The organism is Saccharomonospora glauca K62 (assembly GCF_000243395.2).
Classification (GTDB): Bacteria; Actinomycetota; Actinomycetes; order Mycobacteriales; family Pseudonocardiaceae; genus Saccharomonospora; species Saccharomonospora glauca.
The window spans coordinates 65,783-89,449 of sequence record NZ_CM001484.1 but is presented as its reverse complement, the minus strand read 5'-3'; the positions used below and the strand labels follow the sequence as shown (position 1 = coordinate 89,449).

The following is a 23,667-nucleotide window of genomic DNA, read 5'->3' as shown; positions in this document are numbered from 1 at the left end:
TGTGAGTCGTTGCCTACTGGTTCAGTTTGTTCTCGAGCATCGCGATGTACTGCGCCGACGTCCTCGCCGCCGCCTCCAGTTCGGCGATGCGCTTCTCCAGCGCGGAGAAGTACCGGGCGGCTTTGGCCGCATGCCGCCGTTCGGCCTCGACGGCCTTCTCCAAGGTCGCGAGGTAGGCGGCGTCGCGTTCCCGCTCCTTTTGCTCCTGCTGCAGCCGCTGCTCCAACCGCCGGATGTAACCGCTCTCCCCGGCTCGCGCCACGGCGGTCTTCTCGGCCTGCTCCCGCATGCGCGCCACCTCGTGGCGCTCGAACTCGTCGAAGACGTTCGCGGGCACGGACAGGCACGCCAGCGCTTCCTCGTCGTCGGCCTGAGCGTAGAACCGGTTGAGACCGTCGAAGAGCGCGCACCGGTACCCGGCGTCGAGCAGGATCGGTTCCCACTGTTCGTGCGCGGGAGTGGGGGAACCCGGCTCGGTCGCCTCCACCAACAGGACCCTGGGGCGGTGCCGGGTCCAGTCCGCGCCCTCGAACACCTCTCGCTCGGCCCCCTCGACGTCGACCTTCAGGAAGTCGACGTCGCCGGGATGTTCGTCGAGCACGGCGGCCAGCGTGGTGATCTCGGTCTCGACGTCCTCCACCCGCCACCGCTCGCGTTCCCGGTACCGCTGCGCCAGCCGCTCGTCGAGCGTGGCCCGGCCCCAGGCGTCGGGAACGACGTGCAGCGTCGCCTTTCCCTTCGTGGCTCCCAGCGCGAGCTGCAGGGTCACGTCCCTCGGCCGGGCCTTCCGCAGCCGGTCGGCGAGTTCCGGCACCGGCTCGATGTTGATCCCCGACCAGCCCTTCTCGTAGAAGTGCTTGGTCACCGAGTCCTCGACCGGATCACCGGCTCCCACGTCGACGTAGCGACCCTCGGACTGCGTCCGGAACAGCCGGGCGAGAACGACGTCCTCCGCGTTCTGCGCGTAGGAGATCATGGATACCGGATTCCCGCCTTCTTCGCTTCCAGCTTGAGGTCGTGGTCCACCATCATCGCGACCAACGAGTGGAAGTCGACCTCGGGCTTCCACCCCAGCTTGGTGCGAGCCTTGGTGGCGTCACCGACCAAGAGATCGACCTCGGCCGGGCGGAAGAACCGCTCGTCCTGGGTGACGTAGCGCTCCCAGTCGTCCAGACCGACGTGCCGGAACGCGGCGTCCACGAACTCCCGGACGCTGTGCGTCTCTCCGGTCGCGACCACGTAGTCGTCGGGCTCGTCCTGCTGGAGCATCATCCACATGGCCTTCACGTAGTCGCCCGCGAAGCCCCAGTCACGGCGTGGTTCGAGGTCCCCGAGCACCAGCTTGTCCTGCAGGCCGAGCCTGATCCGGGCCACCGCGTTGGTCACCTTCCTGGTGACGAACTCGATGCCGCGCCGGGGGCTTTCGTGGTTGAACAGGATGCCGGAGCAGGCGAAGAGGCCGTAGCTGTCGCGGTAGTTCACCGTGATGTCGTGTCCGAAGACCTTGGCGCACCCGTACGGCGAACGCGGGTAAAACGGGGTCGTCTCCACCTGCGGCGACTCCCGGACCTTGCCGAACATCTCCGAGGAGGACGCCTGGTAGAAGCGGATCGGGTTGTTCTGGCTGCCGCCCACCATGCGGATGGCCTCCAGCAGCCGCAACACGCCGAGTCCGGTCACGTTGGCGGTGAGTTCGGCCTGCTTGAAGCTGAGCGCGACGAACGAGATGGCCCCCAGGTTGTAGACCTCGTCGGGCTGTGCTTGTTCGAGCGCGGCGACCAGGCTGGGCAGGTCCTGCAGATCGCCGGAGATGAGTTCCACGAAGGGCAGTTCCGTCTGCAGCGCTTCGATCTTCGGGTTGTTCTGACCTTTGATCAGCCCGAACACCTCGTAGTTCTCGCTCCGCAGCAGCTCCGCGAGATACTGGCCGTCCTGCCCGGTGATTCCGGTGATCAACGCACGTCGCACACGGTGAGAATAGCCGAGCGTCCCACGACGCCGGTCGGTGTCGGGCGGGAAAGTACGGCACCGAGACGACGCACTCCCGACGGCGGCCCCCACGCAAGTCCGACCGTGCGGGATCGCGGGGGCCGGCAGCAGGATGGGGAGATGGACGCGACGAGTCTCTACCGCCGCTGGCTGGACGAGCTTTGGAACGGCGAGCCGGACCGGTTGGAGGAAGCCGCCCGGTCCCTGGTGACCGACGACTTCGTGGGGCACTGGCCGAGACAGCCGGAACTCGTTCGGGGCCCCGAGCAACTCGCCGGGATCGTCCGTCGAGGCAGGCGAATGATCCCGGACAGCGTGTTCGAGATCGTGGTGGGGCCCGTGTCCGGGACGAACTTGGTCGCCGCCCGCTGGCGAGGCAGGGGACGGCTCCGCGGGGAGCCGGTGACCTTCCACGGTCACGACCTGCTGCGCGTCGACGGCGACCGGTTCGCCGAGTACTGGGTGATCGCCGAGGATCCCACCATCTGAGCGGCGGTCAGCGACCGACGGCGTAGCCCTGCATGCCCCTCGGGTTCGCCGCCGCCCTCAGAATGCCCGAGGCCGCGTCGCGCGAGACCGCCGACAGCCTGCCCAGCGCCCACGGACCCGCGTCCACCACGTCGTGGCCGCGCTCCCGAAGTTCCCGGATCGTGTCCTCGCCCAGGCGCGACTCGACCACGAGTTCCTTCGGCCGCCACGAGCGCGGGTAGAACGAGCTCGGGAACGCCGTCGTGTGCCACGCGGGCGCGTCGATCGACTCCTGGAGGTTCAGTCCACCCACGGTGTGGGCCAGCCAGAAGCAGAGTTGCCACTGGTCCTGCTGGTCACCGCCGGGCGTGCCGAACGCGAGCGTGGGTTCGCCGTGGCGCAGCGCCATCGACGGCGACAGCGTGATCCGGGGCCGCTTGCGGGGTGCCAGCGAGTTGGGCAGCCCTTCTTCCAACCAGAACATCTGCGCGCGGGAGTCGAGGCAGAAGCCCAGCTCGGGAATGGTCGGCGACGACTGGAGCCAGCCGCCCGACGGCGTCGCCGAGATCATGTTGCCCTCGGAGTCCACCACGTCGATGTGCACGGTGTCCCCGCGCGTACGCCCGGCGGGGTCCACGGTCGGCTCACCGAGCGCGCCCCTGCCCGCGGCCTCCCCGCGCGTGCGTTCGAGCACGGCGGGCAACTTCGGGTTCGGGCCTCCCGGCCGCAGTTCCCCGCTGGCCTCGTCGCCCACCAGCGCCCGCCTGCTCTCGGCGTACTCCCACGACAGCAGCGTGTCGAGATCGACGTCGGTGTCGCCGTAGTACGCCTCGCGGTCGGCGAACGCGAGCTTCGCGCACTCCGTGGCGAGGTGCACGGTGCGCGCGTCGGGCTTGCCGTCGACGAAGCGGAGCTGGTCACGGAAGCCCTCCAGGAGCCGCAACTGCTGTGCGAGCACCGGTCCCTGCGTCCACGCCCCGCACTTGACGAGCGACCACTCACCGAAGTCGGTGATCACCGCGTCCTCGTACGTGGCCTCCCACCTCGCGAGGTCGTCGCCGGTGAGCAGGCCGGCGTGGTCGCGACCGGAGTCGTCACGGAACGCCTTACGGCTGAACTCGTCGATGGCCTCGGCCACGAACCCCTGCGACCAGGCGCGGCGCGCGGCGTCGATCTGTGCTTCCCGGCCCGCGTGGACCTCGGCCTGGCCGAGCAGACGCTGCCACGTCCGCGCCAGGGTTCGGTTGCGATGCAACGAGCCGGGGGTGGGCGGTTCCCCGTCCGGCAGCCAGAGCTGGGCCGAGGTGGGCCAGTGGTTGACGAACAGTTCGGAGACGGCGTCGATGGTGTCGGTGATCCGCCCGACGACCGGCACTCCCTTCCAGGCGTAGGAGATCGCGTACTTGAGGACGTCACGAAGGCTCTTGGTGCCGTGATCGCGCAGGAGCAGCAACCACGCGTCCCACGCACCGGGCACGGTGGCGGCGAGCAGCCCGCTACCGGGGATCAGGTCGAGACCGAGGTCGCGGAAGTGCGCGGGGGTGGCCGCGGCGGGCGAGGGGCCCTGCCCGCACAACACCCGAGGCGTGCGGTCCTCCGCCGTCACGAAGATCGCGGGGACCTGCCCTGCCGGGCCGTTGAGGTGCGGCTCCGCCACCTGGAGCACGAATCCGGCGGCCACGGCGGCGTCGAAGGCGTTTCCGCCGTCCTCCAACACCGCCATACCCGTTGCCGAGGCGAGCCAGTGCGTGGTGGCGACCATGCCGTGAGTTCCGGCGAGTTCTGGTCTGGACGTAAACACGGTGTAGACCATACGGGTGACCAATTCGTTAGTACAACTAACTGACAGTCACCTCTCGTGCATCTCCCCGCATCACGCGAACGCCCGTTAACCTAGGGCCACTGTCACCGTGGCGACAACCCTCGACAGTCCCGACCACAGAAAGGACGCGAACATGCAGATCGCCGACACTGCGGCCATCGTCACCGGCGGCGCCTCCGGCCTCGGAGCCGCGACAGCGAAGGCACTGGCCGCCAAGGGAGCACGGGTGTTCGCCGTCGATCTCGGACCGTCCATCGCCAAGGCAGAACCCACCGACGGTGTCACCTTCGTGGAAGCGGACGTCACCGACGGCGAGCAGGTCCAGCGTGCCGTCGACACCGCCACCGGCTCCGGGGCTGCTCCCCTCCGGGTTGTCGTCAACTGCGCGGGCATCGGCAACTCGTCGCGGATCCTGTCGAAGAAGGGCCCGCACGACCTCGGCCTGTTCCGCAAGGTCGTGGAGGTCAACCTGATCGGCACCTTCAACGTCATGACGCTGGCCGCGCAGGCGATGGCCGCCACGGAACCGGTCGACGACAACGGCCAGCGAGGCGTGGTGATCAACACCGCCTCCGTGGCCGCCTTCGAGGGCCAGATCGGGCAGATCGCCTACTCCGCCTCCAAGGGCGGCGTCGCGGGCATGACCATTCCCGCCGCTCGTGACCTCGCCTCCCACGGCATCCGCGTGATGACGATTGCTCCCGGCATCATCGACACCCCCATGATGGCCGGGGTCACCGAGGAGTTCCGGGCCGGTCTCGCCGCGTCGGTGCCGTTCCCCAAACGCCTCGGCCGCCCCGACGAGTACGCCCAGTTGGCCGTGAACATCGTGGAGCACGACTACCTCAACGGCGAGGTGATCCGTCTCGACGGAGCGCTGCGCATGGCGCCGCGGTAAGCCTCACTACAGCTCGCCCATGAACGGGACGGCGTGTGCGGCCTCGTCGGTCATCCACGCCCGCAGCGCCCGCGTGGCCCGCACGTCGTCCTCGTTGTACCGCAACAACCTTTCGCGCTGCTCGGGATCGGGGCGACCGCCGTCCATGCCCACCGCGTCGCGGTACCAGCGCATCGAGGCCTCGCCGCTCGCCTCCGGGTCCCGCCACGCGAACCCCGCGACCGGCGCCACCACCTTGAGCCCCTTGCCCCGCGAGCACAGGAACTGGTCGGAGACACTGCGGAAGAGGTCGACCCATTCGTCGGACTCGACGAACCGCCGCATCTCCTCCCGCGTCGGCACCCCCGGCTCACCCGCGAACCGCTCGACCGAGGCGTAGAGCCACCGGTTCTCCGCCAGAGCGTTGTAGCAGTAGGCGCGGAACGTCAGCCCTCGCTCCGCTGCCCTGGCGCGGACGTCCGAGAGCCAGGCCCAGAACCGGGCGAACGAACGTGCCTCGTCGTCGGTGGGCAGCGGCTCCCACGTCACGAACGCCCGGTAGCCCTGCTCGACACCGATGTCGGCCCCGCTGAGCAGGCAACCCCACAGGTAGGCGCCGGAGTCTCCGAAGCTCTCCATGTCGACGTCCACCTCGACGTCGGCGCGCGGGACGTGGACCTTCTCGACCCTGCGCACCACCGTGAGGCCCGCCAGCCACGCCCTCGCCATCGCCACGGCGTCGTCGAACGTGGTGCCGGTCCACTGGATCGGCGACTCCCCCGCGGGATCGAGCGCCGCCAGCTTATCCACAGTGGACACACCCACGTTCCGCAGCTCGGCGGCGTCCTCGCCCCGCACCACGAGACTGACGTCGCGCACCCGGCTCAGGTGCTCCTCGCACACCGGCCACCAGGGACACCGCTTGCACTCCAGGATGCGCGAGGGCTCCGCGAGCGCCTCCCCGCGTGAGGCCGCGGCACGGGCCACCGCGAGACGATCGGCGAACCTGGCGTCGTACTCGTCCAACGCACTGCGGTTTCCCGGCCAGGTGGGCGCCGTGAGGTCGTGCCAGACGACGACGTCGGCGTCGAGGCCGACGACACCGCCCACCGCCCTGTCCGGCTCGGCGTACCCGACCGCCTCCAGCAACCGGCGCGCGTGGGCGAGCCTCAGTTGATCGCGCGCGTGCGAACGCACCTTGCGTTTGGGGTCGACCTCCGCGTGGTCGGGGTCGACGTCCGGCAACGCCGTGGTGCGTGCGCCACTGCCGGGGTCGGTGATGCGGTGCCGCACCACGAGCACCGGCGCGTACCCACCGGGGGTGCGCACGAGCAGGTTGATTCCACCGCGCCTGCCCGCCGCGGGGTCCGCGGGAAACGTGGCGCCCCAGATCAGCGCCACGCCCTGCTCCAGGGCCGACAGGGTCAGCTCGGCGCGCTTCGACGCGCTCAGCTCGGCAGGAACGGCGACCCAGCTGCTCTCGGTCTCGGACCGAATCCACTCGGCGATCCGCGCCCGGTGCGCCCGCGCGTCGGCAATGCGCTGCTCAGCGGCAGGATCGGGAGGCGCCAGCTCGACGTCCCGCATGGTCGGATCGTGGTCGAGGTGCACGCGACGGCGACACCGCGTGACGACCCCCGCGTCCAACAACACCTCGACAGCCATGCCACTCACTGTATGAGAGCCCCCCGACATGGAGCCGACGTGCCCGTGGCTGGGGCGAACAGTAAGTTCACGGGGAAACCAGTGCACGAACTCCCGACAGCGACGAAGGGGTCTGGGGCGATGGGCCGCAGGAAGGCGACCGAGGACGACAGCGGGTTGACACCGAAGCGCGCGAAGAACGCCGTGCGTGTGGCGAAAGTCGTCATTCCCGCCGCCGTGCCGGCACTCGCACCGCTGGTGCTGCGCGTCATCGGCACGGTCCGGGAGGTGTACGACCGGAGCCAGGCCCGCCGCCTGGGCATCGACGTCTCCCAACTGCCCGAATACAGCGGGCGCGGTGGCGCGCTGCTGGCCCGGCTCGCCGGGGCGGCGGAGGCGTTGTCCCAGCTCGCCGACTCCGAGCGGGCGACGGACGAGGACCGCGAGTTCGTCTCGCGCAGCCGGTCGACCCTGGAGCAGCTCACCGCGGCCGTACGCGCGTCCGAGCACATGCCCGCTCCTCGGCGGAAGGCCGCGCACCGAGCCGTCGCCGGGGAACTGGACGCCATCGAGACCGAGGTGCTGCGCCGTCTCGGTGTCCCCGGCGCGGCGAACTGAACCGCGACCTCGGCTACATCGAACACGGCCACGAGTTCAGGGGATCGTGATGAAGCCCTTGGACTCCAGCCAGTCACGCGCGACCTCCGCGGCGTCCCGACCGTCGACGTCGACCTGCTTGTTGAGTTCGCTGATCTCGTCGTTGTCCAGCGCCTCCACTACGGGAGCCATGACCTCGGCGATCTGCGGATACTTCTCGTTGAAGTCCCGGCGCAGCGTCAACGAGGCGTTGTACTGCGGGAAGAACCGCTTGTCGTCCTCCATCACCCGCAGGTTCAGCCCCGGAATGCGACCGTCGGTGGTGAAGATCTCGCCGAAGTTGCAGGTGCCGTTGGCCACCGCGGCGTAGATCGCCCCCGAGCCGAACGTCTTCGTGTCGGTGGTCGGGAACCCGTACGCCTCCTGCACCCCCGGCATGCCGTCCGGTCGGTTGGCGAACTCGGTGTCCACGCAGAACACGGCCTCCTGAGGACTGCTTTCGAGGAAAGCCGTGACGTCGCTCATCGTGTGCAGCCCGTGCTTCTCCGCGTAGGCCTCCGTGGTGGCGAACCCGTAGGTGTTGTTGACCTCGCTGTACGGCAGCCACACGATGCCGTTGCGCTCCAGGTCGGCCTTCCGCACCGCCTCGTACTGTTCCCGCTCGGACGACAGCGGCTCGTCCTCGCCGAGGTAGGACAGCCATCCGGTGCCGGTGTACTCCCACATCAGGTCGATCTGACCGTTCTCCAGCGCGGCCCGCGCACCGTTCGACCCGGTGATGTTGGTGAAGTCGATGGGGTTCGCCCCCGCCGCCTTCAAGGCGAGCTGCGTGATGTAGGCCAGGACGACGTTCTCGGTGAAGTCCTTGGAACCCACCACGATCTCCACGCCGTCCAGTTCGGGCACGTGGCGGATCGACCCCGGTCGCACGTCGTACGGCAGTGCCGCGTTGACGTTGAGGCCGCAGCCGCTCACCAGCAACGACATCGCGGCCAGGAGCGCGCACACGGTGCGACTCGCCTGACGCCTCATGAGAGTCCCTTCGGTCCGAAGTACTTCTCCAGCACCGCGCCGAGCCAGTCGACCAGCAAGGCCACGCCCACGGCCAGGACGGCACCGACCACCAACACCGAGGTCCGGTTGAGCTTGTAACCCGCGTCGATCAACTCACCCAGTCCGCCGCCGTTGACGAAGAACGCCAGGGTCGCCGTGCCCACGGCGAGCACCAACGACGTGCGCAACCCCGCGAGCACGAGGGGAAGCGCCAGGGGCAGCTCGATACGGAACAGCACCGACGCCGACGACATGCCGATGCCGCGTCCGGCGTCCACCAGGGTGGGATCGACGGACTCGATCCCCACGATGGTGTTCCGCAACACCGGGAGCAACGAGTAGAAGGCGATGGGCAGCACCGCCGCCCACAGTCCCTCCCACTCGGTCCACAGGAAGAACAGCACGAGCACGCCGAGCGAGGGCGCGGCCTGACCGATGTTGGCGATGCCGATGAACAGCGGCGCCGCCGGCCGGGCCCACGAACGTGTGAGCACCACGCCGAGCGGCAACGCGAGCACCACCACGATGGCGGTGACCACCGCCGTCAGCAGCAGGTGCTCCCCCGTCTTGTCCAACAGGTACGGGGCGTTGAGCGACTCGGCCTCGATGACGTCGTTGTCCCTGGTCAGGGCCCACGCCAGGACGGCACCGACGACCATGATCACCACGGCGGGCTGTGCCAGCAGGCGAATCCGGTCGCCCAGCCTCGACCCCGACTCCGTGGAGAAACCCGACAGCTCCGTGGAGGTCATGACTCGCCACTTCCCTTGTCGGTGTGTTCATTGCGCAACTGCTGGATGGTGTCGGTGACCGTGGTGATGTCGATCGTCCCGACGTACTCGCCTCGGGAACCGGTGACCACGGCGTTACCGCCCTCGGCGAGGATGGCCTCCAGCGCGTCCTGGAGCGTGGACTGCAGGCTCACGAGGTCGTCCACCGGCCTTCCGACCGTGGCGAGCGACGTCACCGACGACAGCTCCCGGACGTGCACCCAACGCAGCGGCCGCCGCCGCGAGTCCAGCAGCAGCGCGTACGTCTCGCCCTTCTCGGCCAGCTTCTTGCGCAGCTCGTCGGGCGGGGTGTCCACCGGCACGGCCACGGTGCCGTCGCTGTAGTCGACGTCGCGGACCCGCAGCAGCGTGAGTTGCTTGAGCGAGGCTCCGGCCCCCACGAAACCCGCCACCATGTCGTTGGCCGGGTTGGCGAGTATCGCCTCGGGGGTGTCGTACTGCTGGATCGACGACTTCTCCCCGAGCACCGCGATCTTGTCCCCGAGCTTGACGGCCTCGTCGAAGTCGTGGGTGACGAAGACGATGGTCTTGCGCAGATTCTCCTGGAGCCGAAGCAACTCGTCCTGGAGGTTGCCCCGCGTGATGGGGTCGACCGCGCCGAACGGCTCGTCCATGAGCAGCACCGGCGGGTCGGCGGCGAGCGCCCTGGCCACCCCCACCCGCTGCTGCTGACCACCGGAGAGCTGCCGGGGATACCGGTCACGGAACTCGGCCGGGTCGAGCCCGACGAGGTCCATCAGCTCGTCGACGCGCTCGTTGATGCGCTTGCGGCTCCACTTCAGCAGCCCCGGCACCACGCCGATGTTCTGCGCCACCGTGAAGTGCGGGAACAGCCCGGCCTGCTGGATCGCGTAACCGATCTTGCGCCGCAGCGCGTCGCCGTTGAACGCCAGCACGTCCTCGCCGCCGATGGTGATCCGGCCGGAGGTGGGCTCGATCAGCCGGTTGATCATGCGCATGGTGGTGGTCTTCCCACAGCCGGAGGGCCCCACCAAGATCACGATCTTGCCGGCCGGGATCGTCATGGTGACGTCCGCGACGGCAGGCTCCGAACTCCCCGGATAGCGCTTGGTGACGTGCTCCAACTGGATCTCGGCACCACTGGGTTTGTCAGCCACGAATACCCCTCGAAACAGTGAGGCGAGCGATCAGGAAGTACACGCCCTCCAGCAGCAGGGCGAGGATGACGACGCCGAGCGTTCCCGCCAGCGCCTGGTTGGTCGCGTTGGCGCTGCCCGCCCGTATCAGGCCCGAGAACACCTCGCTGCCGAGGCCCGGACCCTTGGCGTAGGCGGCGATCACCGCGATACCCATCAACATCTGCGTCGCGACCCGCATCCCGGCGAGGATGGCCGGCCAGGCGAGCCGCAGCTCCACCCTGGTCAGCACCCCGAAGCGGCTCATTCCGATGCCCTTGGCCGCCTCGGTGACCGCCGGATCGACACTCGCGAGTCCCACGATGGTGTTGCGAGTGATCGGAAGCAGGGCGTACAGCACCAACGCGATCACCGTCGGGGTCGCGCCCAGCCCCACCACGGGAATCAGCAATCCGAGCAACGCAAACGACGGAATGGTGAGGATGGTGCTCGCCAACGCGGTCGCGACGGCGGAGCCGATCGGGCTGCGGTAGACCGCGATCCCGATCAGGACACCGATCACGGTGGCGATGATCGTCGACTGGACGACCTCGCTGACGTGCAGCAATGCCTGTAGTGACAGCCGCTCCCACCGGTCGACCACATATTCGAACAGATTCAACGGACCACCCGCTCGCGTCACTCGGCATATGTCAGTGGCGCAAATACGATTCATGATCCTCGCGGAAACGGCAACCTTCGAAGGAGATTCGTCTCAACCACGTGATCCCATAGGCTTGGCGGTATGAGCAGGCGAACCGGGTCCGACCGCGCGGGACACGCGGTCCGGGGCGCACTGCTCGCGGGGTGCTCGGCCACGCTCAGCGTGACGGCTCACCTCGTGGGTGGGGGACATCTCCCGCACCTGCTGACCACCGCCGCGATCACCGTGCTGCTCGGGTGGGTCTCCACCGCGGTCGCGGAACAGACTCGCGGCCCCGGTGGGGTCGTACTCGTCCTGGGCAGCGCCCAGGTGGCCACCCACGTGGTGCTCGGCGAGCTGTCGGGACATTCGGTGGGAGGTCCGGCGATGCTCGCGGGGCACGCCGGGGCCACCGTCGCCACCGCCGTGCTGTTCGCGCACGCCGAAGCGATGCTGGCCGTCGCCGTCAGTGTGGTGTCGGCGCTACGCGGCCTGCTGGTGGTACTCGGCCCACTACCCGCCGTCGAACCGCCGTCCGGCACCGTCGTGCCGACGGCCGAGGGCCTCCCCGCGCTCTCCGTCCAGCTTCGCCGCACGCAGCCGAGGCGTGGGCCGCCGACAGCCTCCTGACCAGCGCGAAATCCGTACCCGACGAAGCGAAGGATCAGGAGAGACACCGTTGTTGTCGACAAATCGACGGATAGCTCGCGGTGCCGTGCTGTGCGCGGCGACCGCGACGAGCCTGCTGCTCGCGGGCGGCATCGCCTCCGCCCACGTGACCGCCAACGTCTACGGGGACACCCCCGAGAAGGGCGGTTACGGCGCCATCGTGCTGCGGGTCCCGAACGAAGAGGAGAAGGTCGGCACCACTGAGGTGGAGGTGACCATCCCCGCCGAGTACGGCATCACCTCGGCCCGCACCAAACCCGTCCCCGGCTGGACCGCCGAGGTCACCGAGACCGACGACGTCGTCACCCGGATCACGTGGAAGGCCGAGGACGGCCACGAGATCGCGGCGGGCACCACGTCGTACGAGGAGTTCGAGATCGTCCTCGGCGCTCTGCCCGAGGACGTGGACACCCTGGTGCTGCCCACCTCCCAGACCTACTCCGACGGCACGGTCGTGAAGTGGGACGAGCCACCGGCCGACGACTCCGAGCCCGAGCGGCCCGCGCCGGTGGTCGAGCTCGCCGAGTCGTCCGGCCACGGTCACGGCCACGGCACGAGTTCGGAGCAACCGGCCGCCGCGGCCGAGACCGACGACACCGCGCGGTTGCTGGGCGGGGCCGGACTCGTCCTCGGCGCCCTCGGCCTCGGATTCGGAGTCGGCGCCACGCTGCGCGCCAGGAAGGCGGGAAGGTCATGAGAAAGCCGCTCGCGTTCGTCACCACCCTCGCGGTGGCGCTGCTCGCGATGCTCGGAGCCGCACTGCCCGCGTCGGCTCACAACGTGCTCATCTCGTCGAACCCCGCCGAGGGCGACGAGCTGGACACCGCTCCCACCGAGGTCGTGCTCACCTTCGACCAACCAGTCGAGGAAGCCGACGTCAACGAGGTCGCCGTCATCGGACCCCACGGCGACCAGTGGGCCGAAGGCGTCGTGGAGGTCGACGGAGCGACCGTGACCGCGCCGCTGCGGCCGCTCGGCCCCGCCGGCGAGTACGTCATCGGTTACCGGGTGCTCTCCGCCGACGGACACCCCGTGTCGGACGAGATCCGCTTCACCCTCACCTCCCCCGGCCCCGGTGAGGCCAGCGGTGCCCCCGACTCGGCGGTATCCGAGCAGGGTGAACGGGGCGAGGCCACCGGGGGCGACCGGGCGCAGTCCGAGCAGTCGGACGAAGCCGACCGGAACGCCGAGGCCGCGAACGACGCGGACTCGGAGGGCGTGCCGGTGTGGGTCTGGCTCGCCGGTGCCGCGGTACTGCTCGTCGTCGGGCTCGTGGTGGCGCTGCGAATGGGCCGGTCGCAGGACTAGGACCGGCGTTCCCCGGCCGGGCTCGCGGGCCCGGCCGGGTCGCACCGATCTCCTCAGTGCGTCTTGTTGCGTCGGCGCCGTTGCCTGCGGTCCTTCGCACGTTCGGCCTTGCGCTCCTCGTGCAGTTTCCGCAGCGAACGCATCACCTCGTCCTCGCTGATCACCAGCGGGTCGCGCCGCAGGTCCCGATACAGGGAAACGCACAACGCGATCATGACGAGCACGAACGGCACGGCCACCAGGATCGTGAGGTTCTGCAGACCGTTGAGCGCGTCGTCACCGCCGACCAACAGCATCACGGCCGCCACGGCCCCCATCACCACGCCCCAGAACATCACGACCCGACGGTGCGGTCCGACGGTGCCGCGTTGCGACAGCGTCCCCATCACCACCGATGCCGCGTCCGCCCCGGAGACGAAGAAGATCGACACCAGGAGCATCACGATGACGGCGATGGGGACGAACAGCGGCAACGTCTCCAACAGCTCGAACGTCGCGGCTTCCTCGCCGCCCGCGCCCGCGATGTCGATCCCGGCTCGCTGCCGACTGATCGCCGCACCACCGAAGATCGAGAACCAGACCAGGCTCACCACGCTGGGCACGGCGATGACCCCGATGACGAACTCGCGGATCGTCCGCCCCCGCGAGATGCGGGCGATGAACATCCCGACGAAGGGCGCCCACGAGATCCACCACGCCCAGTAGAAGACGGTCCAGCTCGCGAGCCAGTCACGCATCTCCTCGCCACCGGTGACGCCGGTCCGTCCGGACATCGCGGGCAGCTCCCGAAAGTAGTCCCCGATGGCACCGGGCACGAAGTTCAGGATGAGCACCGTCGGCCCGACGACCAGGACGAACACCGCGAGCACGGCAGCGAGCACCATGTTGATGTTCGACAGCCACTGGATGCCTCGTGCGACCCCCGACACCGCGGAGGCGACGAACGCCACCGTCAGAACCGCGATGATCAACACCAGGAGCCCCGTGCCGGGGTTGTCGAGCCACCCGACCGACGCGAGGCCGCCGCCGACCTGCAACGCCCCCAGGCCGAGCGACGCGGCCGACCCGAACAACGTCGCGAAGATGGCCATGATGTCGATGGCCTTGCCCAGCGGACCTTCGCTGCGCCGCGTGCCGATCAACGGCGCGAACACGGCCGAGATGAGCTGGCTTCGCCCCTTGCGGAAAGCGCTGTAGGCGATGGCCAGCCCCACCACCGCGTAGATGGCCCACGGATGCAGCGTCCAGTGGAACAACGTGGTCGCCATCGCGAGGTGGACGGCCTCGTCCGAGTTGGGCACCGCCGTGTCGGGCGGCGGACTGGCCAGATGCGCCACCGGCTCGTAGACGCCGAAGAACATGAGCCCGATGCCCATGCCCGCGCTGAACATCATCGCGATCCAGGAGGACGTGCGGAACTCCGGTCGCTCGTCGTCCTTGCCCAGCGGAATCCGTCCGTACCGGCTGATGGCCACGCACACCGCGAAGACCACGAACCCACTCGCGGTCAGCACGAAGGCCCACCCGCCGTAGGGAATGACGGCGTCGTTGAGCACCGTGTCCGCCACCGTAGCGAGGCTGCTCGGCGAGGCGATGCCCCACGCCACTATGGCGACCGCGATCGCGGCCGCCACCCCGAACACCACGCGGTCGGTTCTCGCGGGACGATCGACCGCGGCAGCCGTCGCCCCCGAGTCATGCTGCTCGTCGCCGGAGCTCGTGTACTCGGGTGCGTGGTCCGGACCGGCCCGCTGCGGGTCATCTCGCTGCGACTTGCCGACTTCGTCCGATTGATCACCCATGTGTGGCTTGCCTCCATGCTCGGCTGAGGTTGCCCGTTCGGGGGCCCGCTAACCCCCTCTCGACCCCGAGGCGGATCGAGATACGGGACATGCGCGAGGCCGATGCGTAGGCTCAGCGGAGTGAGCAGGCCAGCCACCGCGTCCACCTCGTCGCCTCGTCTCGGCCCCCTAGTAGCGGTGGTCACGGCTGCCCTGGCGGGAGTTCTCGTCGGGCTCGCCCTCACGACCACGACCCCGGTCGCGGGTATCGCGCAGGTCGACACGGCGGTGCGCGTGGGCCTGCCGATCGCCAGAAGCGCGCTCGACCTCGCCGCCGTCGCGGCCGTCGGATTCGCGTTGCTTCCCCTGCTCACGGGTGACCATGTCCCCGCCTCGACCGCCCCGGTGTTCGACAAGGCTCGGCTCGGCGTCGTGGTCTCCGCTCTCGTGTGGGTGACAGCGGCGCTGGCGAGCCTCGTGTTGCAGGCCGCCGAGTACCGTCCGGGCAACACGGCGCTCTCGTTCGACGACCTGCGCTCGTATGTCGACACGGTCGCCGCGGGCAAGGCCCTGCTCGTGGTGGCCGGTTTCGCGCTGCTTCAGGCACTGTTCGGGTTGGCGGCGACGCGGTTCGGCCGCAAGGTGCCGCCGGAGCTCGTCGTCGGATGCGGCCTGTTCGCCCTACTGCCCCTGCCCGTCACGGGGCACGCGGGCGACTCGCACTTCGCCGAGTACGCGATGCTGCTGCTCGAACTGCACATCGTGAGCGTGGTCGCCTGGACCGGCGGGCTGGCGGCCACGGTGGTGCTCGCGGCGGGGCATCGGGGCCTGCTGGCCACCACGCTGCCCCGCTTCTCCCGTCTCGCCACCGTGTGCTTGGCCGTGGCCGCGGGCACCGGGGTGATCAACGCGGTGGCCGAGTTCGTGCAGCACCCCACCGTGGACCTGTGGCCGGGGCTGTTCACCACGTCGTACGGACAACTCCTGATCGCCAAGGTCGTCCTCCTCGCGGGAGCCGCCGCTCTCGGGGGCTACACGAGGTGGAAGCTGATGCCCGGCGTCGTCCGTCACCGCCGCACCGCGCTCGCCACGTTCGCCGTGGTGGAACTCGCCACGATGGGCCTCGCCTACGGCTTCGCCGCGGTCCTGTCCCGAACCCCACTCGTGTGACACCCAACACATGTTCGGCTTCGGTCGCGCCGAACTCGCCGCTGGATCGACGCCCTCGCGACCGTTTTCGGTCAAAGCGACGAGCGGCCGCCAACAGTCGGCGAATGCGTGAAAATGCGGCCTTTCAGCGGTACCGAAACCATTGCGAACCCCCGCGACCGTGCCGCAGGTCCGCGAGTCGGCGCGCCAACTCCTCCCGCACCGCGGGATGGCTGCGGGCGATCGGCAGCACGCTCGTCGTCAGTTTCAGCTCCCGGACCGCGCGCAACACGGGAAAACCTTCCCACGACCTGACGTCGAAGCCGTAATGACGCGCGAGCTGCGTGTACCGGTGCGGGGGGTCGCGGAACCGCTCGTACCCGACGGCCAGGGGCACGAGGTCCCACTCCGCGGGCCCCACGCACGACGAGTCGAAGTCGCACAACACCGGCCCCTCCTCGCCGACGATGACGTTGCCGGGATGGGCATCCCCGTGCACCAACGACGCGGGAAGCGCGAACTTCAGCTCCCGCAACCGCCGCTCCAGGAACTCGCACCGCTCCAGCAGGAACCGCCGGTCGCCGGCCGACAGTTCCTCCGCGTCGGCGACCCGCGCCCGCACGTCGTCCAGCGGCGCCCAGTGGGCGATGCCGTCCGGGGGCGGCAGCGCGTGCAACGACTTCAGCAGCCCGGCGAGCTCCGCCGACGTCGCCTCCCGCCCGGTGGTGGGGACCCGGTGCCACACCGTCACCACGTGGTCCCCCACCACCAGCGGTTGCGGTACGTCGCCGAAGAGCCGGACCGCGGGGACGTCGTGCGCGGCCAGGTACTCCGCCACCCGCACCACCTTGTAGGCCCGGTGCCGAAGCGCCCGCGACCCCACTATCCGCACCACCACCGGGTCACGGGCCAGGGAGTACACGGCGTTGTTCGTGAACCGCAGCAGCGTGGCACCGCGATGCTCCAACCCCAGGAGGACACAGGTCTCGCGCAGCACCTCGTCCAGCTTCGACCTGGTGAAACGCCCGTCCGACGCCGTGGCGCCCCCTTGCCTGGTGCTCGACGCGCTCAGGCGAAGAACTCGGCCATCCGCTCGGCCAGTTCGCGTGCGTCGCTGTTGTTGCTCCGCCGTAGCGCCTCCTGCCTCAGCGGTTCCATACGCTTCTTGACCCGCGCCGACTTGAGCCCTTCCGCACAGTCGAGCGCCTTGCCACCGATCTTCGCGCCGTGGTCGATGTCGCCCTCCAGCATGTGGTTGGTGGCCAGCATGCTGAGGCTGAACGTCTTGCTGCGCGCCATGTCGTCGCCGTAGGCCTCCGTGGCCTTGCGCAACGCGGGGATGGCGTAGCGCGTGTGCGACGGGTCGGCGGTCTGCGCCAACGTCGTGTGGACGGTGCCGATCATCGCGTAGACGTCGGTCTCGTCGAAGAACTTCACCCACGACTCCGCGTTGGCGAGGTCGGCGCGCTGGAACTCGTCCCTCGTCCGACCGAGCAGCTTCATCGACTGCTCGACGTTGCCCATCATCGCGTACGCCCACGCCTCGTTGGCGCACAACACCGCCACCGCGAGCTCCGAACCGGACTCCTGCGCCGCGAGCTGTCCGAGCTGGAACAGCTTCAACGCGTCGTTGGGCGCGTCCTGGTGCAGATACACCCTGCCCATGCGGTAGAGGATGTTGGCGACGAGCGGGTGGTTCTCCCCTTGCTTCGCGAGTTCCAACGCCTGCGCGAAGTGGTTGCGCGCCGAGTCGACGAGGTCGATGTCGAAGGAGGTCCAGCCCGCGAGGCTGTGCAGGTCGGCGAGCGCGACGTACAACCGGGACTTGACCTTCTCCGACCCACTCGCCTGGAGCATCTGCTGGCCCCACGACAACTGCGCCACCACCGCGTCGCGACAGAAACCGCCGCCGTACTGGTAGTCCAACGCTCTCAAAGCCCTGGTCGCCGCCTCCACCTGGCGGACGTCGGTCATCCCGATACGCCCCGGTGCGGGGGTCTTTCCGGGGCTCGAAGCCCATGCCGCCGAGGCTGGGCCGAACACCGCGGCCCCCGTCGTGACCTGGGCCGCGTGCGCGAGGAACTTCCGTCGTTTCACGGACTCGTCCTCCTCAGCTTGCTGCTCGTCGCCGTCGCCGACGACCTGGTTCTTCGTGGCCTCGTCGTAGGCGAGGCCCATGTATCCCCTCGGGATGCCGAGGCCCTTGGCGATGCGGGAGAGCACGTCGTAGGCCATCACCTGGCGGCCCTTGAGGATTTCCGACACCTCGGACTGTGACTGACCGGTCATCGCGGCGATCTGGCGCTGCGAGATCCCGTGCATCCGGAGTCTCCGGTAGACCTCGCTGATGTTGCGGTTCGCCAGCGCGTCGCGCATTTCGCGGGCCTCCCACACCTGGGGATCGATGCGGCCCTGCTTGGCATCCTCGTTGGCGTCCATGTTCCGCCCCTCCACAGTCCCGTCGGGCGTCGTTGTGCAGCGTAAGCAACGCCTATTCAACCGCGCGAAGGCTCAAGTTGGGGTTTTGATCGGTCGGGCCGAACTTCCGCGACCGTTCGGCGTTCTCCTCGGGCCGGTCGCCGCTGGGGGCGGCACCGAGACTTCTCACGCCGTTCTTTTCCCCGCAAGGTATGGGCAGGAGATGCGTGGCCGGTCGAGCACGATCCGCAGTCACCGAGGCTCCGCGGGGGTGAAGAACCCCGACAACCGAGAACGACTGGGAACCGACGAAGGACGTGGTGGACGTGCATTCGATCGCAGCAGGCTCTGCTGGGACCGACACGGTGTCCGCCGGCTCTCGCGGTTCCGAACGGCCCACGCGCCGGACCATCACACCGCCGAGCAGAACAACTCCGCCCTACCACGACTCGGGACGACGGTACGAAGGTGGACAGGTGGTCTGGCGCGTGCAGTGCGGCGATCTGATCAGCCGCGAACGCTGTGTGACGGTGTATGTGGACGACGACGAGGTGGTCCTCGTCGGACCGCCCGGAGAGACGGCACGACTGTCGGTCGGCCAGCTCGGGCAACTCCGGGCCGCACTGAACGAAGCCGCCGAACTGGCGGGAAGGTGACGGTGAGGGCCAAGTGGACCAGATACTCGGGCAGGTACTCCGCAATGCCGTGTGGGAGCGACTCGACATGCTCGCCGACCTCGCCAAGGAGGCGGACTCACCGGCACTGGTCTCGGCAGCCCGTTCCGAGCTGCCCCGCCTGACCGAGGGATGGCGGGCGATGCTCTCGGCCCACGAGCCCGACGAGCGAGGCGACTGCCCGACCTGTTCCACCCGTTGGCACCGTTGCAAAGCACCGTGTTCCGTGTGGCAGGTGGCTCATGACCACCTGGTCGCGGGCGGTTTGGCGCACTTCCACGACTCCCGCCGAGCGCGGCGCCTGCGCGGATCCACCGCCGCGGCACCCCCGGCGCAGAACCGGCGCGCGCCCGCGTCGACCGGCCGTCACGCCCTCGTGGGGGACACGGGCCGATGATCTCCTCCCCACCGTTTTCCGCCTTCCGGCGGACACTGTCGCCGGCGGCCGGGTCGTGCGTACCCCCGAGCGCCACGGGCTCGGCCGCCGGTTCTTCGGCGATCGGTCTCCACGGCAGCTGAGCCGTACCGTCCGACCGCCACAACTCCACATCACACGCCGCGAGTCCCCGCCCGCGGTGTGGCCCCGATACCCCGTGGGCCGGTGCCGTTACACTCCCCCTCCCCCCGACCGGCACCGGCCTGCGGCCTTCACTCGGTTTCCCTTATGCCGTAAGGCATTCACTCGACCGTGAACGCCGATCCGGACACGATAAAGTCGCTGACCTGCACAGCAAGGAGCACGACGTGTCCCAGAACCACACGGTGACGCAGGCGTCGACGCCACTGCGCCGACAGCCGGTCCAGCAGCGCAGTGCGAGACGGGTCGAGCGAATGCTCGACGCGAGCGCCGAACTGCTCGACGAGGTCGGCTACGAAGGATTGACCACCACCCTCATCGCCAAACGGGCGGGGGTGGCCGTGGGATCGCTGTACCAGTTCTTCCCCGACAAACGGGCCGTGGTGCAGGCTCTCACCCAACGGAACCTCGACCGTTTCATCGCCGCCGTCAACGAACGTCTCGAAACGCTGGACCCGCGTCACTGGTGGGACGTGGTCGACTCGCTGCTGGACATCTACCTCACCATGCACCGAGAGGTTCCCGGCTTCTCCAAAGTGCACTTCGGTGACGTGATCGACCTGCGGTTGCTCGACGACCGGCGCACCAACAACCGGGTCGTCGTCGACGCGCTCGCGGGCCTGCTCACCGCCCACGTCAAGGTGCCGCAGGACGAGGTGATCCTGCCCATCTCGATCGCCGTGGAGGCGGCGGACGCGTTGTTGAACTACGCCTTCCGCATCGACCCCGACGGCGACGCGGCCGTCATCGACGAGACCAAGGCCCTGATCAAGGGGTACCTGGCGAGCAAGTTCGGTGAGTGACCGCTGGAGGGCGACACCTCACCCGAAGAAGCGGCCTTCGCCCCGGTAGGTCGGCACGGTGCGCACGAGCTTTCCCCCGCTCACCAGGTGGTAGCTCGGGAAGTGCTCGGCGAGCTCACCCGCCTTGGCGTGACGGAACCACACACGATCGCCCGGTGCGAGCCGCCGCGCGGCCCGTCCGACGACCGGGGTCTGCACCTCACCCGCGCCCTCCACCGTGAGCAGTCGCAACCCCGGCGGCAGGTAGGGCGTGGGCAGCCGCGACGCTCCCGCCTGTCCGGAGGCCACGTACCCGCCCGCGGCGAGGGTCGCCGTCCTTCGTCCGGGCCGACGCACGACGGGGAGCGCGAAGAGCGCGGCGGGGCGAGGCGAGAAGCGCCGATACCTGGAGAACAGAGCGGGCCCCATGAGCCCGGAACCGGCCGTCACCTCGCTGACGGCGGCTTCCCGGCGGGTGTACTCCAGGCTGCCCGTTCCACCGCCGTTGACGAACTCCGGGCGGGTCACCGCCCGCACCGCGTTCACCACGGCGGCCCGCCTCGGGGCGAGTTCAGCCGCCGAGCGGCGCTGCATCCACCGCACGAGGGCTCCGACGAGCCCCGCGTCACCGTCGGGCAGTCCGGCGATCTGCCCCTCGTACCCCATCACGCCCACCAGCCGGAAACCCGGCCGCTCGGCGATGTGCCGGGCGAGACGCGCGGCCTGCCTCGGCGTGAAGACCGGGGAGCGGCGGGTGCCGACGTGGACTCCGGGGATCGGTCGCCACGAGGCGTCGAACTCCAGGCAGACCCGCAGTTCCGGGTGCCCGGCGCCGAGGGTCGCGTCGATGAAGTCGAGTTGTCGCGGCGAGTCGACCATCACCGTGATCGACTTCCGGGCCGCTGCATCGGCGGCGAGTGCCCGCAGCGCCCCGCGGTCCGCGGTCGGGTACGCCACGACGAGATCGTCGCTCGTGCCCTCGCCGAACAGCCACAGTGCCTCGGCGAGCGTGTAGCACAGCAGCCCCGAGAAACCCGGCCGCGCCAGCACCCGTTCCAACAGGAAGCGGCAGCGCACCGACTTGCTCGCGACGCGGATGGGCAGCCCGCCGGCACGCCGTACGAGATCGTCGGCGTTGGCGTCGAAGGCGTCGAGGTCCACCACGGCCAGCGGTGGGTCGAGATCGCGGGTCGCCAGGTCGTACGGGACGGCGGATGCGGAACTCACGTGCCGACGGTACGACAGAGAACTTGTAAACGCGAATCTGATTCACCTATCGTGACGACAACGTTGAGGAGGTCCGGGTGGCACCGTGGACGAACTGGGCGGCAACCGCGCTGACGCACCCACGCCGGGTCCATCACCCGTCGAGCACCGACGAGGTCAGCGAGATCGTCACCGACGTCGCCGAGCACGGCGGGCGAGTACGTCCGGTCGGCAGCGGGCACTCCTTCAGCCCCATCGCCGCGACCGACCCGGGCTGTGACGTCCTCGACCTCTCCCGACTCAGCGGCCTCGTCTCGGCGGACGTGGAGACCGGACTCGTCACCGTGCGAGCGGGGACCACACTGCGCCACCTCAACGCTCTGCTCGACGCGCTGGGGCTCGCGATGACTAACCTCGGCGACATCGATGCGCAGACCGTCGCCGGAGCCATCTCGACGGGCACCCACGGAACCGGAGCACGCTTCGGCGGACTAGCCACCCAGGTGGCGGCGTTGGAACTGGTCACGGCCGACGGCTCGGTCGTCAGGTGCTCCCCCGACGAACGCCCGACGTTGTTCGACGCCGCTCGCGTGGGACTCGGGGCCCTCGGGGTCATCACCACCGTGACCCTGCGTTGCGAACCCGCCTTCGTGCTCGAAGCACACGAAGGCCCCCAGCCCCTCGACCGGGTGCTGGCCGACTTCCACCGGCTCGCCGACACCGAGGACCACTTCGAGTTCTACTGGTTTCCCTACGGTCGAAACGCCTTAGTCAAACGCAACACCAGGCGGCCGCCGGGAACACCGGCCCGCCCGTTGTCGGCCGCCCGACGTTTTCTCGACTACACCGTCATGGAGAACGCGGCGTTCGGCGCGCTGTGCCGCACCGGCAGGGCCGTCCCCCGGCTGGTACCGAAGCTCGGTGCGCTGGCGTCGTCGGCACTGTCCACCCGCCGCTACAGCGACGCCTCCCACCGCGTCTTCTCGACCCAACGGTCGGTGAGGTTCGTGGAGTCGGAGTACGCCGTGCCGCGCGAGTCCGTACTCGACGTACTCGAACGACTGCGACTGCTCGTGCCGCGACTACGGCACCCCGTGGCCTTCCCCGTCGAGGTCAGGGTCGCCGCCGCCGACGACATCTGGCTCTCCACCGCGTACGGCCGAGATTCCGCCTACGTCGCCGTGCACCAGTACGTCGGCATGCCGTACGAGGAGTACTTCGCCGCCTTCGCCGAGATCGCGGACTCGGTGGGCGGGCGACCGCACTGGGGGAAGATGCACGCGCTCGACGCCGATCGGCTGCGTGGGCTCTACCCCCGCTTCGACGACTTCCGACGGGTACGGGCCGAGCTCGACCCCGACGGCGTGTTCGGCAACGCCTACCTGGATCGCGTGCTCGGCCCCGTCGGCTGAACCGTCACAGCCGTCCCAACGCCTCCGCCACGGGAGTGTCGCCGGATGTCAGCTCCAGCGTGCGGCCGTACGTGGTGGTGTCTGCGACCAAAAGGCGCACGACCTCGGCCACGTCGTCCCTCGGAACGTCTGCCCTCGGCACCTCGTCGGCGAGCCGCACCATGCCCGTTCCCGGCTCGTCGGTGAGCCGGCCCGGACGCAGAATCGTCCAGTCGAGATCCCTGGCACGCAGATCCCGTTCCGCGGCGGCCTTGGCCCGCAGATAGGCGGCGAACACCTCACCCACCTTGGCCTCGACCTCGGGAGTGACCTCGTCGCCCGCACCCATCGAGCTGATCTGGACGAACCTGCGGACCCCGGCTCGCTCGGCGGCCTCGGCGAAGAGCACCGCCGCGGCCCGGTCCACCGTGTCCTTCCGCGCCACCCCACTGCCCGGCCCCGCGCCCGCGGCGAACACGGCCGCATCGGCGCCGGACAGCACGTCCACGACCTCGTCGACGTCGGCGTTCTCCAGGTCGAGCACGACCGGCTCGGCACCGCGCTGTCGCAACTCGTCGGCCTGCTCGGGCTTACGGATGATGCCCACGGCCGTGTCGCCGTTCGCGGCGAGCGACTTCTCCAACCGCAACGCGATCTTGCCGTGTCCTCCGGCGATGACGACTCGCATGACG

The 23,667-nt window shown here is 69.3% G+C and carries 24 protein-coding genes; 11 read left to right on the top strand and 13 right to left on the bottom strand.

Annotated features, from left to right (window positions below):
- Positions 1 to 13: 13 nt before the first annotated feature.
- Together SACGLDRAFT_RS00460 and gmd are read right to left on the bottom strand one after the other, a co-directional pair.
- Positions 14 to 976, bottom strand: coding sequence for an FkbM family methyltransferase (locus SACGLDRAFT_RS00460; protein WP_005460823.1), 963 nt, complete (start codon positions 974 to 976; stop codon positions 14 to 16).
- Entirely contained in the window at positions 973 to 1,968 is a 996-nt protein-coding gene (gene gmd / locus SACGLDRAFT_RS00455) for a GDP-mannose 4,6-dehydratase (RefSeq protein WP_005460821.1), read from the bottom strand. The genes SACGLDRAFT_RS00460 and gmd overlap by 4 nt, the downstream gene beginning before the upstream one ends.
- A 141-nt stretch (positions 1,969 to 2,109) precedes the next feature.
- On the opposite strand from gmd, the gene SACGLDRAFT_RS00450 reads away from it, so the two are divergent.
- Positions 2,110 to 2,478 carry a nuclear transport factor 2 family protein gene (locus SACGLDRAFT_RS00450; RefSeq protein ID WP_005460820.1) on the top strand — a complete coding sequence of 123 codons (369 nt, stop codon included), beginning with the start codon at positions 2,110 to 2,112 and terminating at the stop codon, positions 2,476 to 2,478.
- A 7-nt stretch (positions 2,479 to 2,485) separates the two neighbouring features.
- Here SACGLDRAFT_RS00450 and SACGLDRAFT_RS00445 read toward each other — a convergent pair whose 3' ends face one another.
- A complete protein-coding gene (locus SACGLDRAFT_RS00445) occupies positions 2,486 to 4,270 on the bottom strand; it encodes a gamma-glutamyltransferase family protein (protein WP_040918325.1) in 1,785 nt (594 codons plus the stop codon).
- 142 nt (positions 4,271 to 4,412) lie between these two features.
- On the opposite strand from SACGLDRAFT_RS00445, the gene SACGLDRAFT_RS00440 reads away from it, so the two are divergent.
- Positions 4,413 to 5,177: an SDR family NAD(P)-dependent oxidoreductase gene (locus SACGLDRAFT_RS00440; protein WP_005460817.1), complete on the top strand. Its 765-nt coding sequence runs from the start codon at positions 4,413 to 4,415 to the stop codon at positions 5,175 to 5,177.
- A gap of 6 nt (positions 5,178 to 5,183) precedes the next feature.
- On the opposite strand, the gene SACGLDRAFT_RS00435 is transcribed toward SACGLDRAFT_RS00440, so the two are convergent.
- Positions 5,184 to 6,821, bottom strand: a complete 1,638-nt coding sequence (locus SACGLDRAFT_RS00435) for a TM0106 family RecB-like putative nuclease (protein ID WP_040919448.1) — start codon at positions 6,819 to 6,821, stop codon at positions 5,184 to 5,186.
- Positions 6,822 to 6,941: 120 nt separating this feature from the next.
- On the opposite strand from SACGLDRAFT_RS00435, the gene SACGLDRAFT_RS00430 reads away from it, so the two are divergent.
- Entirely contained in the window at positions 6,942 to 7,418 is a 477-nt protein-coding gene (locus tag SACGLDRAFT_RS00430; RefSeq protein ID WP_005460813.1) for a DUF6474 family protein, read from the top strand.
- A gap of 36 nt (positions 7,419 to 7,454) precedes the next feature.
- Here the strand turns inward: SACGLDRAFT_RS00430 and SACGLDRAFT_RS00425 are convergent, their stop codons facing one another.
- Genes SACGLDRAFT_RS00425 through SACGLDRAFT_RS00410 form a run of 4 tightly spaced genes read right to left on the bottom strand, consistent with a single transcriptional unit; the run spans position 7,455 to position 10,999 of the window.
- Positions 7,455 to 8,429, bottom strand: a complete 975-nt coding sequence (locus SACGLDRAFT_RS00425) for a glycine betaine ABC transporter substrate-binding protein (protein WP_005460812.1) — start codon at positions 8,427 to 8,429, stop codon at positions 7,455 to 7,457.
- The gene (locus SACGLDRAFT_RS00420; protein WP_005460809.1) at positions 8,426 to 9,202 is read right to left on the bottom strand and encodes an ABC transporter permease; all 777 of its coding nucleotides are present in this window, start codon (positions 9,200 to 9,202) and stop codon (positions 8,426 to 8,428) included. The genes SACGLDRAFT_RS00425 and SACGLDRAFT_RS00420 overlap by 4 nt, the downstream gene beginning before the upstream one ends.
- The gene (locus SACGLDRAFT_RS00415) at positions 9,199 to 10,359 is read right to left on the bottom strand and encodes an ABC transporter ATP-binding protein (RefSeq protein WP_005460807.1); all 1,161 of its coding nucleotides are present in this window, start codon (positions 10,357 to 10,359) and stop codon (positions 9,199 to 9,201) included. Before SACGLDRAFT_RS00415 ends, SACGLDRAFT_RS00420 begins: the two co-directional genes overlap by 4 nt.
- The gene (locus SACGLDRAFT_RS00410) at positions 10,352 to 10,999 is read right to left on the bottom strand and encodes an ABC transporter permease (protein WP_040919446.1); all 648 of its coding nucleotides are present in this window, start codon (positions 10,997 to 10,999) and stop codon (positions 10,352 to 10,354) included. The genes SACGLDRAFT_RS00415 and SACGLDRAFT_RS00410 overlap by 8 nt, the downstream gene beginning before the upstream one ends.
- Positions 11,000 to 11,122: 123 nt before the next feature.
- Between SACGLDRAFT_RS00410 and SACGLDRAFT_RS00405 the strand changes: the two genes are divergently transcribed.
- Genes SACGLDRAFT_RS00405 through SACGLDRAFT_RS00395 form a run of 3 tightly spaced genes read left to right on the top strand, consistent with a single transcriptional unit; the run spans position 11,123 to position 12,997 of the window.
- Complete coding sequence (locus SACGLDRAFT_RS00405) at positions 11,123 to 11,650, top strand: hypothetical protein (RefSeq protein ID WP_005460802.1); 528 nt, start codon at positions 11,123 to 11,125, stop codon at positions 11,648 to 11,650.
- Between the two features lie 49 nt (positions 11,651 to 11,699).
- On the top strand, positions 11,700 to 12,386 hold the full coding sequence (locus tag SACGLDRAFT_RS00400; protein WP_005460800.1) for a YcnI family copper-binding membrane protein: 687 nt from the start codon (positions 11,700 to 11,702) through the stop codon (positions 12,384 to 12,386).
- Entirely contained in the window at positions 12,383 to 12,997 is a 615-nt protein-coding gene (locus SACGLDRAFT_RS00395; RefSeq protein WP_005460799.1) for a copper resistance CopC family protein, read from the top strand. The genes SACGLDRAFT_RS00400 and SACGLDRAFT_RS00395 overlap by 4 nt, the downstream gene beginning before the upstream one ends.
- A gap of 53 nt (positions 12,998 to 13,050) precedes the next feature.
- Here the strand turns inward: SACGLDRAFT_RS00395 and SACGLDRAFT_RS00390 are convergent, their stop codons facing one another.
- Positions 13,051 to 14,799: a BCCT family transporter gene (locus SACGLDRAFT_RS00390; RefSeq protein ID WP_005460798.1), complete on the bottom strand. Its 1,749-nt coding sequence runs from the start codon at positions 14,797 to 14,799 to the stop codon at positions 13,051 to 13,053.
- 102 nt (positions 14,800 to 14,901) lie between these two features.
- On the opposite strand from SACGLDRAFT_RS00390, the gene SACGLDRAFT_RS00385 reads away from it, so the two are divergent.
- A complete protein-coding gene (locus SACGLDRAFT_RS00385) occupies positions 14,902 to 15,948 on the top strand; it encodes a copper resistance D family protein (protein ID WP_005460797.1) in 1,047 nt (348 codons plus the stop codon).
- A gap of 124 nt (positions 15,949 to 16,072) precedes the next feature.
- Here SACGLDRAFT_RS00385 and SACGLDRAFT_RS00380 read toward each other — a convergent pair whose 3' ends face one another.
- Together SACGLDRAFT_RS00380 and SACGLDRAFT_RS00375 are read right to left on the bottom strand one after the other, a co-directional pair.
- A complete protein-coding gene (locus SACGLDRAFT_RS00380) occupies positions 16,073 to 16,999 on the bottom strand; it encodes a phosphotransferase enzyme family protein (RefSeq protein ID WP_005460794.1) in 927 nt (308 codons plus the stop codon).
- Positions 16,996 to 18,366: a helix-turn-helix transcriptional regulator gene (locus SACGLDRAFT_RS00375; protein ID WP_005460792.1), complete on the bottom strand. Its 1,371-nt coding sequence runs from the start codon at positions 18,364 to 18,366 to the stop codon at positions 16,996 to 16,998. The genes SACGLDRAFT_RS00380 and SACGLDRAFT_RS00375 overlap by 4 nt, the downstream gene beginning before the upstream one ends.
- A gap of 296 nt (positions 18,367 to 18,662) precedes the next feature.
- Here SACGLDRAFT_RS00375 and SACGLDRAFT_RS21655 point away from each other — a divergent pair, with 296 nt between their 5' ends.
- The 3 genes from SACGLDRAFT_RS21655 (at position 18,663) to SACGLDRAFT_RS00360 (ending at position 20,399) form a co-directional block, all read left to right on the top strand.
- The gene (locus SACGLDRAFT_RS21655; protein ID WP_083852916.1) at positions 18,663 to 19,001 is read left to right on the top strand and encodes a hypothetical protein; all 339 of its coding nucleotides are present in this window, start codon (positions 18,663 to 18,665) and stop codon (positions 18,999 to 19,001) included.
- A gap of 13 nt (positions 19,002 to 19,014) precedes the next feature.
- On the top strand, positions 19,015 to 19,416 hold the full coding sequence (locus tag SACGLDRAFT_RS00365) for a hypothetical protein (protein WP_005460788.1): 402 nt from the start codon (positions 19,015 to 19,017) through the stop codon (positions 19,414 to 19,416).
- Between the two features lie 347 nt (positions 19,417 to 19,763).
- A complete protein-coding gene (locus SACGLDRAFT_RS00360; RefSeq protein WP_005460786.1) occupies positions 19,764 to 20,399 on the top strand; it encodes a TetR/AcrR family transcriptional regulator in 636 nt (211 codons plus the stop codon).
- An 18-nt stretch (positions 20,400 to 20,417) separates the two neighbouring features.
- Here SACGLDRAFT_RS00360 and SACGLDRAFT_RS00355 read toward each other — a convergent pair whose 3' ends face one another.
- A complete protein-coding gene (locus SACGLDRAFT_RS00355; RefSeq protein WP_005460783.1) occupies positions 20,418 to 21,605 on the bottom strand; it encodes an amino acid deaminase/aldolase in 1,188 nt (395 codons plus the stop codon).
- 77 nt (positions 21,606 to 21,682) lie between these two features.
- Here SACGLDRAFT_RS00355 and SACGLDRAFT_RS00350 point away from each other — a divergent pair, with 77 nt between their 5' ends.
- Positions 21,683 to 22,996, top strand: coding sequence for a D-arabinono-1,4-lactone oxidase (locus SACGLDRAFT_RS00350; protein ID WP_005460781.1), 1,314 nt, complete (start codon positions 21,683 to 21,685; stop codon positions 22,994 to 22,996).
- Positions 22,997 to 23,000: 4 nt separating this feature from the next.
- Here SACGLDRAFT_RS00350 and SACGLDRAFT_RS00345 read toward each other — a convergent pair whose 3' ends face one another.
- A complete protein-coding gene (locus tag SACGLDRAFT_RS00345; RefSeq protein ID WP_005460771.1) occupies positions 23,001 to 23,663 on the bottom strand; it encodes an NAD(P)H-binding protein in 663 nt (220 codons plus the stop codon).
- Positions 23,664 to 23,667 lie beyond the last annotated feature (4 nt).